The following is a 16842-nucleotide window of genomic DNA, read 5'->3' on the forward strand; positions in this document are numbered from 1 at the left end:
GTATTCATCAGAAGAGCAAATGAAATAGAAATAAAAAAGGTCAGAGTAAAATGAGTACAGAACAAACATTCGATTTTGTTCTGTACTTTTTTGTTGAGGGATGCTATAATGAGCGGAGAAACGTGGTAATACTAAAGGAAGAGTAAATGAACAGAGGAGAAATTGAGTGGATCATTTTAAATTAGTTTCCAAATATCAACCCACCGGAGACCAGCCGCAGGCAATTGAGAAGCTGGTGAAGGGATTTAAAGAGGGCAATCAGTTTGAAACACTACTGGGTGTAACCGGTTCCGGTAAGACATTTACCATGGCAAATGTCATTGCCCGGATGAATAAACCGACATTGATTATTTCGCATAATAAGACGCTGGCGGCGCAGCTCTATGGAGAATTCAAGGAATTTTTCCCCGAAAATGCAGTAGAGTACTTTGTCTCCTATTACGATTACTACCAGCCGGAGGCATATGTGCCATCCACGGATACTTATATCGCAAAGGATTCTTCTGTGAATGATGAGATTGATAAACTGCGTCTGTCTGCGACAGCAGCATTGACGGAACGGCGGGATGTTATTGTAGTTTCCAGTGTATCCTGTATCTATGGATTGGGTGAACCGGAGAACTTTCAGAAGATGATGGTATCTCTACGGCCGGGTATGGAACGGGATCGTGATGATGTTATCCGGCAGTTGATTGATATACAGTATACAAGAAATGATATGGATTTCCAGCGAGGCACCTTCCGGGTACGGGGAGACGTTTTGGAAATCTTTCCGGCAGACCGTGGAGAGACTGCTATCCGGGTAGAATTCTTTGGCGATGAAATAGACCGGATTACAGAGATTGATGTATTGACCGGCGAGATTAAGAATAGTCTTAATCATATCAGTATTTTTCCAGCATCCCATTATGTAGTGCCAAGAGAGAAAATCCTGCGTGCATGCGATACCATTGAAGCAGAGCTGGAAGAGCGTGTGAAATACTTTAAGGGGGAAGATAAGCTCTTAGAGGCACAGCGGATTGCCGAGCGGACGAATTTTGATATTGAAATGTTAAAAGAGACAGGCTTCTGTAGTGGAATTGAAAACTATTCCAGACATTTATCCGGACAGCCGGCAGGTTCGAGACCGTTAACACTGATTGATTATTTCCCGGATGACTTCCTGATTATGGTAGATGAGTCCCATATTACAATTCCGCAGATTCGTGGAATGTATGCGGGAGACCAGTCCAGAAAGACAACGCTTGTGGATTATGGCTTCCGTCTGCCTTCGGCAAAAGACAACCGTCCAATGAATTTTGAAGAGTTTGAAAGCCAGATAGACCAGATGCTGTTTGTATCTGCAACGCCAAATGATTATGAAGAAGAACATGAACTTTTGCGGGTAGAGCAGATTATCAGACCGACAGGACTTTTAGACCCTGACGTGGAAGTGCGCCCGGTAGAAGGTCAGATTGACGATTTGATTGGAGAGGTCAATAAAGAGACTGCGGCAGGACATAAGGTGCTGGTAACGACACTGACCAAGAAAATGGCAGAGGATTTGACAGAATATATGCGTGAAGTGGGTATTCGTGTGAAATACCTGCATTCGGATATTGATACTTTGGAAAGGGCAGAGATTATCCGGGATTTGCGGCTGGATGTATTTGATGTGCTGGTGGGAATTAACCTTTTGCGGGAAGGACTTGATATACCGGAAATTACATTAGTGGCAATTATTGATGCGGACAAGGAAGGTTTCTTGCGCTCCGAGACTTCGCTGATTCAGACTATCGGACGAGCGGCAAGAAACAGTGAAGGTCATGTTATCATGTATGCAGATAAGATTACAGACTCCATGCGGGTTGCGATTGATGAGACAAAGCGCCGCCGTGAGATTCAGCAGAAATACAATGAAGAGCATGGCATTACGCCGACTACCATTCAGAAATCTGTCCGTGAGTTAATCAGTATTTCCAAGAAGGTAGCCAAGAATGAAATGGAATTCAAGAAAGATCCGGAATCCATGGATAAGAAGGAATTGGAGAAGCTGATTGCAGATATTCAGAAGAAGATGAACCATGCTGCTGCAGAGTTGAACTTTGAGGCTGCGGCAGAATATCGTGATAAGGTAATTGAGTTAAAGAAGATGCTTCGCGATTTGTAAGGTAGAGAAAGAGGAAGAAAAAGTGGCAAAGAAAGAGAGAAAATATATCAGGATTCGTGGTGCAAGCGAACATAATTTGAAACATATTGATGTGGATATACCAAGAGATGAATTTGTGGTACTGACAGGACTCAGCGGCTCCGGTAAATCCTCACTGGCATTTGATACGATTTATGCAGAGGGGCAGCGGCGTTATATGGAGAGCCTGTCTTCTTATGCAAGACAGTTTTTAGGACAGATGGAGAAGCCGAATGTAGAGAAAATCGAGGGACTGTCTCCGGCAATTTCCATTGACCAGAAATCCACAAACCGTAACCCGAGATCTACTGTAGGAACGGTAACGGAGATTTATGATTATTTCCGTCTGCTCTATGCGCGGATTGGAATTCCGCACTGTCCGAACTGCGGCAAGGAGATTAAGAAACAGACAGTAGACCAGATGGTAGACCAGATTATGAAGCTGCCGGAGCGTACCAGGATACAGCTTTTAGCACCGGTAGTCCGTGGAAGAAAGGGTGAACACCAGAAGCTTTTTGAACGGGCAAAGCGAAGCGGCTATGTGAGAGTACAGGTGGATGGAAATACCTATGAACTGACAGAAGTGATAAAGCTGGATAAGAACAAGAAACATAATATCGAAATCGTAGTGGATCGTCTGGTGGTAAAGGAAGGTATTGAAAAGCGTCTGACGGATTCTATTGAAAATGTGTTAGAACTTTCAAACGGACTTCTGATGGTGGATATCATTGATGGAGAGACCATGCAGTTTTCCCAGAGCTTTTCCTGTCCGGATTGTGGAATCAGTATTGATGAAATCGAACCGAGAAGCTTTTCCTTTAACAATCCGTTTGGAGCCTGCCCGGAATGTTTTGGACTGGGTTACAAGATGGAATTTGATGAAGAACTGATGATACCGGATAAGAGATTAAGCCTTGCAGAGGGCGCAATTCAGGTGATGGGCTGGCAATCCTCTACTGATAAGAAGAGCTTTACTTATGCAATCCTTAAGGCACTTTCTGAGGAATATGGCTTCAGTCTTGATACACCATATAAGGAATTGCCGGCAGAAGTCCGGAATATGCTGATTCATGGAACCAATGGAAGGTCTGTAAAGGTATATTATAAAGGTCAGCGTGGAGAAGGCGTATACGACATTGCCTTTGAAGGACTGATTAAGAATGTGGAACGCCGCTATCGTGAGACCGGCTCTGATACCATGAAGCAGCAGTATGAGGAGTTTATGCGGATTACACCGTGTAAAAGCTGTGGCGGGCAGAGGTTGAAGAAAGAGTCGCTGGCAGTAACGGTTTCCGGTAAAAATATATATGAAATAACAGCGATGTCCATCCGTAATCTGGATGCCTATTTAAAAGAAATGGAACTGACGGAACAGCAGCATCTGATTGGTGATCAGGTTTTAAAAGAAATCCGGGCGCGGGTAGGCTTTCTGATGGATGTGGGACTGGATTATCTGTCCCTTTCCCGCGCAACCGGAAGCTTATCGGGTGGTGAAACACAGCGAATCAGACTGGCAACCCAGATTGGCTCCGGACTTGTAGGTGTGGCTTATATTTTGGACGAGCCGAGTATTGGTCTGCACCAGAGGGATAATGATAAACTTTTGAATTCCTTAAAGGGATTAAAAGACCTTGGAAATACACTGATTGTAGTAGAACATGATGAAGATACCATGCGTGCGGCAGATTATATTGTGGATATCGGACCGGGAGCCGGTGAACATGGCGGAGAAGTCATTGCTACCGGAACAGCAGAGGAGATTATGAAAAATAAGAACTCTATCACCGGTGCTTATTTAAGCGGAAGAATCAAGATTCCGGTACCGAAAGAAAGACGGAAACCAACCGGATTCATTACTGTAAAGGGTGCAAGAGAGAATAACCTGAAGAATATTGATGTGAAGATTCCACTGGGTATTATGACCTGCATTACCGGAGTGTCCGGCTCCGGAAAGAGTTCCCTGACCAATGAAATCCTCTATAAACGTCTGGCAAGGGATTTAAACCGGGCAAGGTGTATTCCGGGTGCCCATGATGATATTGAAGGTCTGGAACAGTTAGATAAGGTAATTGATATTGACCAGTCTCCAATCGGAAGAACACCCCGTTCCAATCCGGCTACTTATACCGGTGTGTTTGATATGATAAGAGATTTGTTTGCATCCACTCCGGATGCCAAGGCAAGAGGATACCAGAAGGGAAGATTCAGCTTTAATGTGAGGGGTGGCCGGTGTGAAGCCTGCTCCGGTGATGGTATTCTTAAGATAGAAATGCATTTCCTGCCGGATGTATATGTTCCGTGTGAAGTGTGTCAGGGCAAACGATATAACCGTGAAACACTGGAAGTAAAATATAAGGGCAAGAGTATCTATGATGTGCTGAATATGACAGTGGAAGAGGCACTGGAATTCTTTCAGAATGTGCCTTCTATTGCAAGAAAGATACAGACCCTTTATGATGTGGGCTTATCTTATATCCGTCTGGGCCAGCCATCTACTGAACTGTCTGGTGGAGAAGCACAGAGAATTAAGCTTGCAACAGAATTGAGCAAACGCAGTACAGGAAAGACTATTTATATTCTGGATGAGCCGACAACAGGACTTCATTTTGCAGATGTCCATAAATTAATTGAAATTCTGAGGAGATTGTCTGATGGTGGCAATACAGTAGTTGTAATTGAACATAATCTGGATGTAATCAAGACGGCAGATTATATTATTGATATGGGGCCGGAAGGCGGAGACGGTGGCGGAACTGTGGTTGCCCAGGGAACGCCGGAAGAGATTGCCAAAGTACCGGAATCCTATACCGGACAATATGTAAAGAAATATCTGGAATAGTAATACCGGATAAGCATAAGACAATGAAAAATGGCATCTGCTAGAAACTGCCAGTGGCGGGTTCGGCAGGTGCTATTTTCTATAGGCACATTCTTTGTTCCTGTTATGTGCACAAAAAAACTGCTGAAACATTCAGCAGTTACTATCTTGGGGAGTACCCTCCGGACATCCCGAGGGACATCCGAAGGGCTGAGTTATGAAAAATTATATTAGCTTAATAGCTAGTACATATATGATACTATAGAAGACGTGTGACTATTATGTGAACAAAAAGTTAAGACAATTAGAAAGCAAAAGAAAGTTAAGAAGATGTTGCGATTTCATTAAAAATAAGTAAAAACAGAAAAAAACCTTTGAAAAATGCCATTTATTGTATATAATGTGATTATATATGTAAGAATATGATTGAATGCGTAGTCTGTCTTTTTTTGAGATAGATTACTCCACATATAATGAAACAGATGAAAGGGGAAACATTGACATGGTTTCAACAGATATTGGAATTGATTTAGGAACAGCCAGCATATTGGTTTATATTAAAGGAAAAGGCGTAGTTTTAAAAGAGCCGTCCGTAGTAGCGTTTGACAGAGATACAAACAAGATTAAGGCGATTGGTGAAGAAGCAAGACTGATGCTTGGTAGAACACCGGGCAACATTGTAGCAGTAAGACCACTCCGTCAGGGTGTTATTTCTGATTATACCGTAACAGAGAAGATGATTAAGTACTTTATTCAGAAGGCACTGGGAAAGAAAACATTCCGTAAGCCAAGAATCAGTGTCTGTGTACCAAGTGGTGTAACAGAGGTTGAGAAGAAGGCGGTAGAGGATGCAACTTATCAGGCAGGAGCAAGAGAAGTTGCAATTATTGAAGAACCAATTGCAGCAGCAATTGGAGCAGGCATCGATATTGCAAGACCTTGTGGAAATATGATTGTAGATATCGGAGGAGGAACCGCAGATATTGCAGTAATTTCACTGGGCGGTTCGGTAGTAAGTACATCAATTAAAATTGCCGGAGATGATTTTGATGAGGCAATTGTCCGTTATATGAGAAAGAAACATAATCTTCTGATCGGAGAAAGAACTGCAGAAGATATTAAGATTAAGATTGGAACCTGTTTCCCGCTGGCACAGCCGGAAACTATGGATGTCCGTGGACGTAATCTGGTAACAGGACTTCCTAAGACAGTAACTGTTTCTTCAGAAGAGACTGAGGAAGCATTAAGAGAACCGACTTTACAGATTGTAGAAGCGGTACACAGTGTTCTGGAAAAAACACCACCAGAGCTGGCAGCAGATGTTGCAGACAGAGGAATTGTGCTGACAGGTGGCGGTTCATTACTTAGAGGACTGGAAGAGCTGATTGAAGATAAGACAGGAATTAATACAATGACAGCAGAAGAACCAATGACTTGTGTAGCAATTGGTACAGGTAAATTCGTAGAATTCTTAGCTGGTAAGAGAGACGACGATTAAGATTTCGGGAGGACTGTAGATGGTAAAAGGATTATATACCGCATGGACCGGAATGCTAGACGAACAGAACCGTCTGGATATTCTGACAAATAATCTGGCAAATGCCGACACAACCGGATATAAGAAGGAAGGTACCACAAACCATACATTTGCTGATACACTGGCAATTAAGATTAAGGATACTTCTGATTATGGGCAGCCGCGGGTACTGGGAAATATTAGTATGGGTGTGCATATTGGCGAAGTATATACCGATTTCAGCCAGGGCAGCTTTAAAGTGACAGACAGAAGTACCGATATGGCATTGGATGGAAATGGTTTTTTTACGGTATCATTTACCAATAAGAATGGTGAAACATCTATGAAGCTTACCCGGGATGGAGCATTTACACTGACCAGAGAAGGCTATCTGGTGACCAAAGACGGTGATTATGTGCTGAACCAGAATGGAGCTTCCACTGGCAATCCTGGTGCAGAGAATTATATCCGGATTAATCCGAATCTGGATTTTGAAGTGCTTTCCGATGGAAGTATTATGCAGAATAATCAGGTGGTTGCAAGACTTGGTGTGGTAGATGTAGATAATTATGACTATATCAGCAAATATGGTGAGAATCTCTATGATGTAGTAAATGGCGGACAGCTTGTGGCATCGAATGCGAGAGTAGAGCAGGGTGCATTGGAAGCTTCCAACATTAATGTAGTATCCGAAATGGTAGATATGATTACAATCACCAGAGCTTACGAGGCTGGACAGAAGATTATCCAGACGATGGATTCAACACTGGACAAAGCCGTAAATAATGTAGGTAAAGTATAAAAAGAACTAAAGAAAAGAGCAAAAGAAGCCGATATAAATAACTAGGAAACAGGTACGTTTCATAAAAGGCTGGCCACGGATGGCGCAAGAGAGATAAGGAGCGCAGGGCTTATGATGAGAGCATTGTGGACTGCTGCATCAGGAATGATTGCACAGCAGACAAATATTGATTCGATTTCTAATAATTTATCGAATGTAAATACAACAGGTTACAAATCCGAACAGGCAGAGTTTAAATCGCTGCTGTATCAGACACTGCAGTCTAAGACAACTTCTGCAAATGGTGATGAAAAGCCGGTTCCGGTTCAGGTAGGACTGGGAACCAGAGTAGCCTCTATTACATCTGATTTTACCAATGGAGCATTAATTGCCAATTCCAGCAATACAGCATTTGCGTTGGAAGGAAAAGGATTTTTCTCGGTACGTGGAGAAGATGGACAGACATACTATACCAGAAATGGTAAATTTGGCTGGGCAATCGGAACTAATGGAACGACACTTTGCAATGAAGCCGGACTTCCGGTATTAGATAGTAATGGAAATGAAATTGTTCTGCCGGATGGCGTGACTGCATCATCTATCGAAGTATCAAATGATGGAAAGTTCTATTATAAAGATGCGGCAGGCAATACCATAGATATGAACAGACAGATTGGCGTATATCAGTTTACCAATCCGGCTGGACTGGAAAAGGATTCTGGAAGCCTTTTGGTTGCAACAGCAGCATCCGGTAATCCGATGAATGAGCTGACTACTCCGGGACTGACCAGAAGCAAGGTATGCCAGAATTATCTGGAAGCATCCAATGTCCAGGTGGCAGACGAGATGGTTAATATGATTATTGCACAGCGTGCATATGAATTAAACTCTAAGGCGATTCAGGCAGCAGATGAGATGCTTGGACAGGCAAATTCATTAAGAAGATAGTTCTAAAGGCAGGGTAAAGTATGAGTATATCGATGGATAATATTCCGACATTGCTGAATACAACTTCATCACAGGCAAGTAACAGTTCCAATGGACTGGAGAAGACATTGAATTCAGATTTATCAGGTGCAACGGATGACGAACTGATGGATGTCTGCAAGGAATTTGAGGCATATTTCTTAGAACAGGTTTATAAGGAAATGAAGAAAACCATTCCGGAGAACGAAGACCAGGATGCCAGTATGAGTCAGATGACGGATTATTTTGAAGACGAGATGATACAGAAGCTGGCAAGCCAGTCAGTAGAACAGAGTGGCGGAAGTAACAGTTTGGCACAGCAGCTGTATGAGCAGATGAAGCGTAATTATAATATGGAATAGAATTTAGAAAAGACGATAAAAGGGGCTGTCATATGATGACAGCCTTCTCTTACTTTACAGGAAATTGCTTTCCTGTAAAGTAAAAAATGCTCCGCAAGGATGCACACTGCGGCGTATAAGGCAGATGTTGCAAGCGACCGCCGCAGGCGCAAGACTGTGCCAAGGCACATTCTTTATTCTGTTGGAAAGGAAAGACGATGGAGACGATAACCGGTTATGTAGATCATATCATATATCGAAATGCTGACAATGGCTATACGGTACTGGTGCTGGTTTGCGAAGAAGAAGAGATTACCTGCGTGGGAATCTTTTCGGGAATCAGTGAGGGAGAGAATATCGAAGTGACCGGTGAATATACGGCACATCCGACCTATGGAAAGCAGTTTAAAGCTGAAAGTTATGTGGAGAAAGAACCAACCGATGAACTGTCCATTGAGCGTTATCTTGGCTCCGGAGCAATTAAAGGGATTGGTGCGGCACTTGCAGCAAGAATTGTAAGAAGATTTAAAGGCGATACCTTCCGGATTATCGAAGAAGAACCGGAGCGGTTAGCAGAAGTGAAAGGAATCAGTGAACGGAAAGCAATGGAAATATCAGACCAGGTCTCTGAAAAACGAGATCTGCGTCAGGCAATGATATTTTTGCAGCAGTATGGCATTACACTGAATCTTGCGGTGAAAATCTATAAAGAATACGGACAGGAAGTATACGGCATCATTCAGGAGAATCCATATCGTCTGGCGGATGATATCAGTGGTGTGGGATTCCGGATTGCAGATGAAATTGCTAAGAAAGTCGGTATTCATACAGATTCTGATTTTCGAATCCGAAGCGGTATATTGTATACACTTTTGCAGGCATCCGGGGAGGGTCATACCTTTCTGCCGGAGGAAGAACTGACAAAGCGGGCAGGAGAACTTCTGGGTGTAACAGAAGAAGCAATCGAAAAGCAGTATATGGATTTGTCGATAGAACGGAAAATCATTATGAAACAGGAGGGTGAACAGGTTCAGATTTATGGCGCACCACTCTATTATACGGAAGTAAATACAGCCATGATGCTTAAGAATCTGGATATTGCCTATGATGTGTCAGATGCAGAGATTGCCCAGCGAATCCATAAGATTGAGAAGCAGACCGGCATGGAACTGGATGAACACCAGAAAGAGGCTGTTTCGGAGGCAGTAAGAAACGGACTTCTGGTAATCACCGGTGGACCAGGAACTGGTAAGACGACGACAATTAACAGTATTATCAAATATTTTGAACTGGAAGGCCTGGACATTTTCCTGGCAGCACCTACCGGAAGAGCTGCAAAGCGAATGAGCGAAATGACCGGATATGAAGCTAAAACCATACACCGGATGCTGGAATTAAACGGTGGAATGGAAGGAGCGGTAGGATTCGAACGAAATGAAAGTAATCCACTGGAAACGGATGTTGTAATTATCGATGAGATGTCTATGGTGGATATCAGCCTGATGCAGTCCCTTCTGAAGGCAATGGTAGCCGGAACAAGACTGATTCTGGTAGGAGACGTAAACCAGCTTCCGAGCGTAGGACCGGGAAGCGTATTAAAGGATATTATCGACAGCGGACAGTTCCATGTGGTACAGCTTACCAAGATTTTCCGACAGGCATCCCAGAGTGATATCATTGTCAATGCCCATAAAATCAACCGGGGAGAAGAAGTAGTGTTAGATAACAAGAGCATGGATTTCTTTTTCCTGAAACGATATGATGCAGATGTGATTATCAATGTGGTACTGCAGCTGATTATGCAGAAACTGCCTAAATTTGTAAATGCACAGCCTTATGATATACAGGTGCTGACTCCGATGAAAAAAGGAAATCTGGGCGTAGAACGACTGAACAGTATCTTGCAGCAATATTTAAATCCTCCTGCTCCGGATAAGAAAGAAAAAGAGTATGGCGATAAAGTGTTCCGCGAAGGGGACAAGGTCATGCAGATAAAAAATAATTATCAGCTGGAGTGGGAGGTCTTGAGTAAATATGGATTTGCCATTGACCGTGGAACCGGTGTGTTTAATGGGGATACGGGAATTATCCGTGAAATCAATGATTATAAAGAGACAATGACCGTGGTCTATGATGAAGACAAGGTGGTAGAGTACTCCTTTAAAATATTAGAGGAACTGGAACTGGCATATGCCATTACAATACATAAATCCCAGGGTAGTGAATATCCGGCAGTTGTAATTCCGCTTCTTGGGGGACCGAGAATGCTGATGAACAGGAACCTTTTGTATACAGCGGTAACCCGGGCAAGAAAGTGTGTAACACTTGTGGGAAATGAAATGTGCTTCTATGAGATGGAACAGAATATTACAGAGCAGACCAGATACAGCGGTCTGCGGGCAAGACTGGAAGAAAATGTGTAGAGGTGGTTGGCTGTGCAGGCATGCGGAACCTTCCACCGACCGCTTCTTACGGGTGTCTGGAAAGAAAGAAAAACCAGCCGAAATTCTGTATTTTGCAGAATTCCGGCTGGTTTTTGCGTGTTTGACAACTTGCAAAGCAAGTCATTTGTCAATTTTCGTTTAAAAACCGGCAGATACCAATTACTTGGATAATAAAGCTTTGTCATTGGCAAATTCTTCGCCACTGATTTCTTCAAATTTCTCTAATAAATCTTCTACGGTAAGATTCTTTTTCTCTTCTCCGGAAATATCTAAGATAACCTGACCTTCATTCATCATAATCAGACGGTTGCCATGAACAATTGCATCACGCATGTTGTGTGTTACCATCAGAGTGGTAAGGTTCTGCTCTGCAACTATTTTATCCGAAAGAGTAAGAACCTTTGCAGCAGTCTTTGGATCCAAAGCAGCGGTGTGCTCATCTAAGAGAAGCAGCTTTGGACGGTTTAAAGTAGCCATAAGAAGAGTCAGTGCCTGACGCTGACCACCGGAAAGCAGTCCGACTTTAGAGGTAAGACGGTTCTCAAGTCCTAAATCCAGCTCTTTTAACAATTCTTTGTAATGTGCTCTTTCTGCCTTGGTAATACCGCTTCCAAGACCTCTGCTTTTGCCACGACGGGCAGCGAGGGCAAGATTCTCATCGATTCCCATGGTAGCAGCGGTTCCCATCATAGGGTCCTGGAATACGCGTCCTAAGAAACTGGCACGTCTGTGCTCGGACATTCTTGTAACATCTACGTCATCAATAGAAATGGAACCTTCATCTACAAGAAAGACTCCTGCAATGGCATTTAATAAAGTGGATTTTCCGGCACCATTTCCGCCGATGACAGTAACGAAATCACCTTCGTTTAAAGTAAGGGTAGTGCCGTTAAGAGCGGTTTTTTCGTTAATGGTTCCCGGATTAAATGTTTTGTAAATATGATCAACTTTAAGCATTGGTTTTGGCTCCTTTCTTTACTGGTTTTGTAAAATATTTCTTCTTCCAGTAAGGAACTGCAAGGAAGAAAGCAACCACAAGTGCAGATAACAGCTTTAAGTAGTTGGTATCAAGACCAAGCCAGATAACAATCTGAAGTACAGCGTAGTAAATAACAGCACCGATAGCGACAGATAAAAGCTTCAACGCAAAGTTGTGGAAAATCTTTTCGAACAATACAGTACCGATAATAACGGCAGCAAGACCGATTACGATAGCACCACGTCCTGCATTGACATCAGCAAATCCCTGATACTGTGAGTAAAGAGCACTGGCAAGACCAACAAGACCGTTGGAAATCATTAAACCGATTACGGTATTGAAATTTGTGTTGATACCCTGGGCACGGCTCATATTCGGGTTGCATCCGGTAGCACGGATAGAACAGCCTCTTGCAGTTCCGAAGAACCAGTACAGGATAGCTATAATGGCGATGACGAAGATGGCAACGATAAATATGGTGTTTTTATAAAAAGCCACATTTTTTACATATCGTAAAGATACAATTAAATCGTATTTGTCAGCGCTGATTGCCTGGTTGGATTTGCCGCCAAGAATCTTTAAGTTAATGGAGTATAATCCAAGCTGGGTTAAAATACCTGCAAGGATTACCGGGATTCCCATTTTTGTATGGAAGATTCCGGTAATTAATCCTGCCAGCATACCGGATATGGTAGCGGCAAGGATTGCTATCCAGATATTCTGTCCAGAAGCAATCAGAGTAACACAGACAGCGCCGCCAAGACTCATGGTTCCATCCACGGTTAAGTCTGCCACATCCTGTATTTTAAAAGTGATGTATACACCGATTGCCATAATACCCCAGATTAATCCCTGGGCTACAGCACCGGGCATAGCGTTTAATAAATCAGCAATTTGCAATTCCACAATAAGTTCCTCCGGTTTCTAAATAAATAATTCAAAAGTAAAAATTACTCAGACATGTCTAAAGCTTCGTAATCGTCTGGAACAGTGATGCCAAGCTTCTCACAGATGTCAGGGTTGTACTGTTTGGTAACTGCTGGAGCAAATTCAACTTCCATAGTGGATGGGTCTGCACCATTTACTAAGATTTCGTATGCCATTTTACCTGTCTGATATCCAAGGTCATAGTAGCTGATGGATAAGGTAGCAACACCACATCCTTTACAGATACCGGCTTCACCTGCAATAATTGGAACACCGGCTTCACCCGCAATGTTATTGATAACTTCTGTATTAGAAGCGGCAGTGTTGTCGGTAGGAACGTAAAGAACATCGTTTTCATTTACAGCACTCTGGACAACACTTGCAATATCGTTGGAATCAACGAAAGAATATGCAGTACAGGTGTAATTTAATTTTTCTAATTCTTCTTTGATAACATCAATCTGATACTGTGAGTTTGCTTCTGCGGAGCAGTAAAGCAGTCCGACATTTTTAGCGTCCGGGAATAATTCATTTAACATAGCTGCCTGCTCGGACAGAGGAGCTAAGTCAGAAGTTCCTGAAATGTTACGTCCTGTTGTGCCTGACCAGCCGGAAATGTCAAGAGCGGTTGCGTAATCTGTTACGGAAGTTCCAAGAATAGGAATATCTGTAGTTGCAGCAGCTGCAGACTGAAGAGGAGCAGTTGCATTTGCAAGAATCAGGTCTTCATTTTTGGAAACGAAGGAGTTGACGATAGTTGCACATGTGGCAGAATCACCCTGGGCGTTCTGCTCGTCAAAAACAACGTCATCACCTAATTTCTCGGTAAGATAGTCTTTGAATCCTTTTGTTGCAGCATCTAATGCCTCATGCTGTACGAGCTGACAGATACCAACGGTGTACTTTGCGTTGGATGAACTTTTCTCTGTAGCGTCAGCGTTTTGGGTATCTCCTGCTTTGGAGCCACAGGCGGTCATGCTGAGCGCAAGAACTGCTGCAACTGAAAGAGAGAGAAATTTCTTCATTTTTTTCATAATAATTTCCTCCTGAAATATGTAATGTTTTTTGATTTAACGCGTTCGTGCGTCTGCGCATTTACGCATTAAAGCGTTAATCCGAATAGACTAATTATAATAAGTAGAGAAAAATAAGTCAATAAATTAAATCCTATTTTTATCAGGAAAAATTAAGAGAATGTTAATGTTTTTGCAAAAGGGACTGTGCTAATATGTGCAAAGAGAGTTTTGGAAAGGAAATAATGAATATACTGGATATTATATTCCCAAGAAGATGCCCGCTGTGTGATGAGGTGATACCGCCGGATGGGGAAATCTGCCCGGAGTGCATCGGAAAGGCAGAACTGGTGCAGGAACCGGTCTGTAAACGGTGCGGAAAACCCATTGGGAATGCCAGGAAGGAATATTGTGGTGACTGTGACCGAAAAAAACATTTTTTTGATTCGGGAAAGGCAGTATTTGTTTATCAGGGGGCAGTGCAACACTCGCTGTATCGTTTTAAATATGCCAATCGGCGTGAATATGCAGCTTTTTATGGAAAAATGGCATGTATACAGTATGCCCGGTGGATTTCAAGACTGGGGATAGATGCAATCATACCGGTTCCGCTGCATCGGAAACGCAGGAGGGAGAGAGGGTATAATCAGGCAGAACTCTTTGCAAAGGAAATAGGAAAACGTACCGGAATTCCGGTAGAAACGAAATTGCTATATCGGTGTATAAATACCAGACCCCAGAAGGAACTTAATGACCAGGAACGCAAGAAAAATCTGAAAAAGGCTTTTACAATCGCACAAAATATAGTACAATTAAGAAAAGTTCTGCTTGTAGATGACATTTACACAACTGGAAGTACCGTGGATGCAGCAGCAGAATGTTTGAAGGTATCAGGAATACAAGAGGTTTATGTGCTTTGCATTAGCATTGGCAGGGGACATTAGGAGGAGAAAGAATGGACGTAAGAAACTGCAAAGGATGCGGAAGATTATTTAATTATTATGGGGGCGTACCGTTATGTAAAGCCTGCAAAGATAAACTGGAAGAGAAGTTCCAGGAGGTAAAAGAATATTTGCGGCAGAACCCGAATACTCCGATACAGGTTGTATCGGAAGATAATGATGTTTCTGTAAAACAGATTAAACAGTGGGTGCGTGAAGAAAGACTTGTCTTTTCAGAAGATTCACCACTTGGTCTGGAATGTGAAGGCTGTGGAACAATTATCAAAACAGGACGTTTCTGTGAAAAATGCAAACGTAAAATGGAAACGGACTTCCAGAGTGTAATAAAGAAAAAACCGGTGGAGCCTCAGTTGGATAAGAGACCGAAGGAAAGAGATAAGATGAGATATCTGTAACTGTAGATTAAGAACTGCCGCAGTGACTGGTGGCAGTTTTTTCTTTTCAGAAGATAATATCTATGTTATACTAAAGAGAGTTTGTTTAGGAGCAGAGTATGATTAGTAAAGAACGCGTCAGACATATGACAAAGCTGTCAGAATTCGAAAATGAAGAAAGTAAAGCCTGCCAGAAAGCAACACAGTATTTCAGAAGAGATTATGTTGCCATGGAGTTAATAAAAAGCTTTTTTGCCGGAACCATTGCGTTCGGACTTCTTTTTGTGCTGTGGCTTTTTTATGACATGGAGAATCTGGTAAAGAAAATTAATGATATGGATATGATTGGATTTGGCATCCGGATTGTAATGGTGTATCTGGTATTTCTGGCTGCTTATCTGCTTATTACTTATATTATCTATAATCGCAGATATACAAAGGGGAGAAGACAGGTAAAGGAGTATTATAACAGACTGAAGAGGGTGAGCAGTCTGTATCGTGAGGAAGAAAATATATCTAATACGGATGACTGGGAGGTTTAGAATGACGGGTTTACTCGAACTGAAGGAGCGGTTAATCCGCTTTTTTGGAAAAAATGAAATATATGTGGTGCCGGTACTTAAGTTTATTCTGGCAACAGTGGTATTTCTGCTGATCAATCAAAATATTGGCTATATGACCAGACTGGCCGGACTTCCAGTAACACTGGTACTGGCACTGTTATGTGCGGTGCTTCCGGTCAATGCTATCCTGTTGTTTGCATTCATTCTGATTGCTGCACATTTATTTGCACTGTCTATGGATGTATGCGTGGTAGGACTGATTCTTATGCTGGTTATCGCACTGCTGTATTTACGGTTTTCACCAAAAGATGGTTATTATGCAGTGCTGACACCGATAACATTTACATTACATATCCCGTATATCATGCCGATTTCAGCAGGACTGTTACGGACACCGGCATCTGCTGCATCTATTGTGAGCGGAACTGTGATGTTTTATTTCCTGAAGGGAATAAAGGAAAATGAGGCAGTATTAAGTGCGGTGGAAGAGGACAGCAATGCGGCTTCAAAAATGGTGGTAGCAATCAACCAGCTGCTGGGTAATAAGGAAATGTATCTGGTACTGGCAACTTTTATTGTGATTTTACTGGTGGTTTATGTAGTGCGCCGCCTGTCCATAGATCATGCATGGACAGTAGCATCACTGGCTGGTATTCTGATTGGACTTACTGTGCTGATCAGCGGTTTTGTAATGCTGGGCATCAAGGGACGAATCGTCTGGATTATTGTAGGAAGCGTAATTTCTACGGTGATTGCATTGATACAGCAGTTCCTGTTCTTTAACCTGGATTATAGCAGGACAGAACGGGTGCAGTTTGAAGATGATGAATATTACTATTATGTAAAAGCGGTACCGAAGATTTATGTTACAACCAAGGAGAAAAAGGTAAAACGTATCGCAGCCAAGGATGAGAAAAAAGAACGTATTTCCCGCAAAGCATTGGCAGAGGAAATGGATATAGACGAAGATTTGCTGAAATAAGACAGAGAG

General features: G+C 42.5%; 14 protein-coding genes. 11 read left to right on the forward strand and 3 right to left on the reverse strand.

Going from position 1 to position 16842, the window contains the following annotated elements:
- The first annotated feature begins 166 nt into the window (after positions 1-166).
- The 7 genes from uvrB (at position 167) to recD2 (ending at position 11012) form a co-directional block, all read left to right on the forward strand.
- Complete coding sequence (gene uvrB / locus DV740_RS12090; protein WP_118088182.1) at positions 167-2149, forward strand: excinuclease ABC subunit UvrB; 1983 nt, start codon at positions 167-169, stop codon at positions 2147-2149.
- 22 nt (positions 2150-2171) lie between these two features.
- Positions 2172-5006, forward strand: coding sequence for an excinuclease ABC subunit UvrA (uvrA, locus tag DV740_RS12095; RefSeq protein WP_118088183.1), 2835 nt, complete (start codon positions 2172-2174; stop codon positions 5004-5006).
- A 481-nt stretch (positions 5007-5487) separates the two neighbouring features.
- Positions 5488-6483, forward strand: a complete 996-nt coding sequence (locus DV740_RS12100) for a rod shape-determining protein (protein ID WP_022244522.1) — start codon at positions 5488-5490, stop codon at positions 6481-6483.
- Positions 6484-6502: 19 nt separating this feature from the next.
- Positions 6503-7303 (forward strand): flagellar hook-basal body protein, encoded by an 801-nt coding sequence (locus DV740_RS12105; protein WP_117698444.1) that lies wholly within the window; start codon positions 6503-6505, stop codon positions 7301-7303.
- 111 nt (positions 7304-7414) lie between these two features.
- A complete protein-coding gene (locus tag DV740_RS12110) occupies positions 7415-8230 on the forward strand; it encodes a flagellar hook-basal body protein (protein WP_117698443.1) in 816 nt (271 codons plus the stop codon).
- 20 nt (positions 8231-8250) lie between these two features.
- Complete coding sequence (locus tag DV740_RS12115) at positions 8251-8610, forward strand: rod-binding protein (protein WP_118088184.1); 360 nt, start codon at positions 8251-8253, stop codon at positions 8608-8610.
- A 197-nt stretch (positions 8611-8807) separates the two neighbouring features.
- A complete protein-coding gene (gene recD2, locus DV740_RS12120; RefSeq protein WP_117946354.1) occupies positions 8808-11012 on the forward strand; it encodes an SF1B family DNA helicase RecD2 in 2205 nt (734 codons plus the stop codon).
- A 180-nt stretch (positions 11013-11192) separates the two neighbouring features.
- On the opposite strand, the gene DV740_RS12125 is transcribed toward recD2, so the two are convergent.
- The 3 genes from DV740_RS12125 to DV740_RS12135 form a co-directional block, all read right to left on the reverse strand.
- Positions 11193-11990: an ABC transporter ATP-binding protein gene (locus tag DV740_RS12125; protein WP_022244517.1), complete on the reverse strand. Its 798-nt coding sequence runs from the start codon at positions 11988-11990 to the stop codon at positions 11193-11195.
- A complete protein-coding gene (locus DV740_RS12130; RefSeq protein ID WP_416390268.1) occupies positions 11983-12885 on the reverse strand; it encodes an ABC transporter permease in 903 nt (300 codons plus the stop codon). Before DV740_RS12130 ends, DV740_RS12125 begins: the two co-directional genes overlap by 8 nt.
- Positions 12886-12962: 77 nt before the next feature.
- Complete coding sequence (locus DV740_RS12135) at positions 12963-13973, reverse strand: ABC transporter substrate-binding protein (RefSeq protein ID WP_330415642.1); 1011 nt, start codon at positions 13971-13973, stop codon at positions 12963-12965.
- Between the two features lie 224 nt (positions 13974-14197).
- Between DV740_RS12135 and DV740_RS12140 the strand changes: the two genes are divergently transcribed.
- The 4 genes from DV740_RS12140 (at position 14198) to DV740_RS12155 (ending at position 16833) form a co-directional block, all read left to right on the forward strand.
- Entirely contained in the window at positions 14198-14896 is a 699-nt protein-coding gene (locus tag DV740_RS12140; RefSeq protein ID WP_242986176.1) for a ComF family protein, read from the forward strand.
- 11 nt (positions 14897-14907) lie between these two features.
- Positions 14908-15309 (forward strand): flagellar protein, encoded by a 402-nt coding sequence (locus tag DV740_RS12145; protein ID WP_117698439.1) that lies wholly within the window; start codon positions 14908-14910, stop codon positions 15307-15309.
- Positions 15310-15407: 98 nt separating this feature from the next.
- Positions 15408-15830, forward strand: a complete 423-nt coding sequence (locus tag DV740_RS12150) for a hypothetical protein (RefSeq protein ID WP_117842149.1) — start codon at positions 15408-15410, stop codon at positions 15828-15830.
- A gap of 1 nt (position 15831) precedes the next feature.
- Entirely contained in the window at positions 15832-16833 is a 1002-nt protein-coding gene (locus tag DV740_RS12155) for a hypothetical protein (RefSeq protein ID WP_118088185.1), read from the forward strand.
- Positions 16834-16842: the final 9 nt, after the last annotated feature.

Source organism: Roseburia sp. AF02-12 (assembly GCF_003461765.1).
Classification (GTDB): domain Bacteria; phylum Bacillota; class Clostridia; order Lachnospirales; family Lachnospiraceae; genus Roseburia_C; species Roseburia_C amylophila.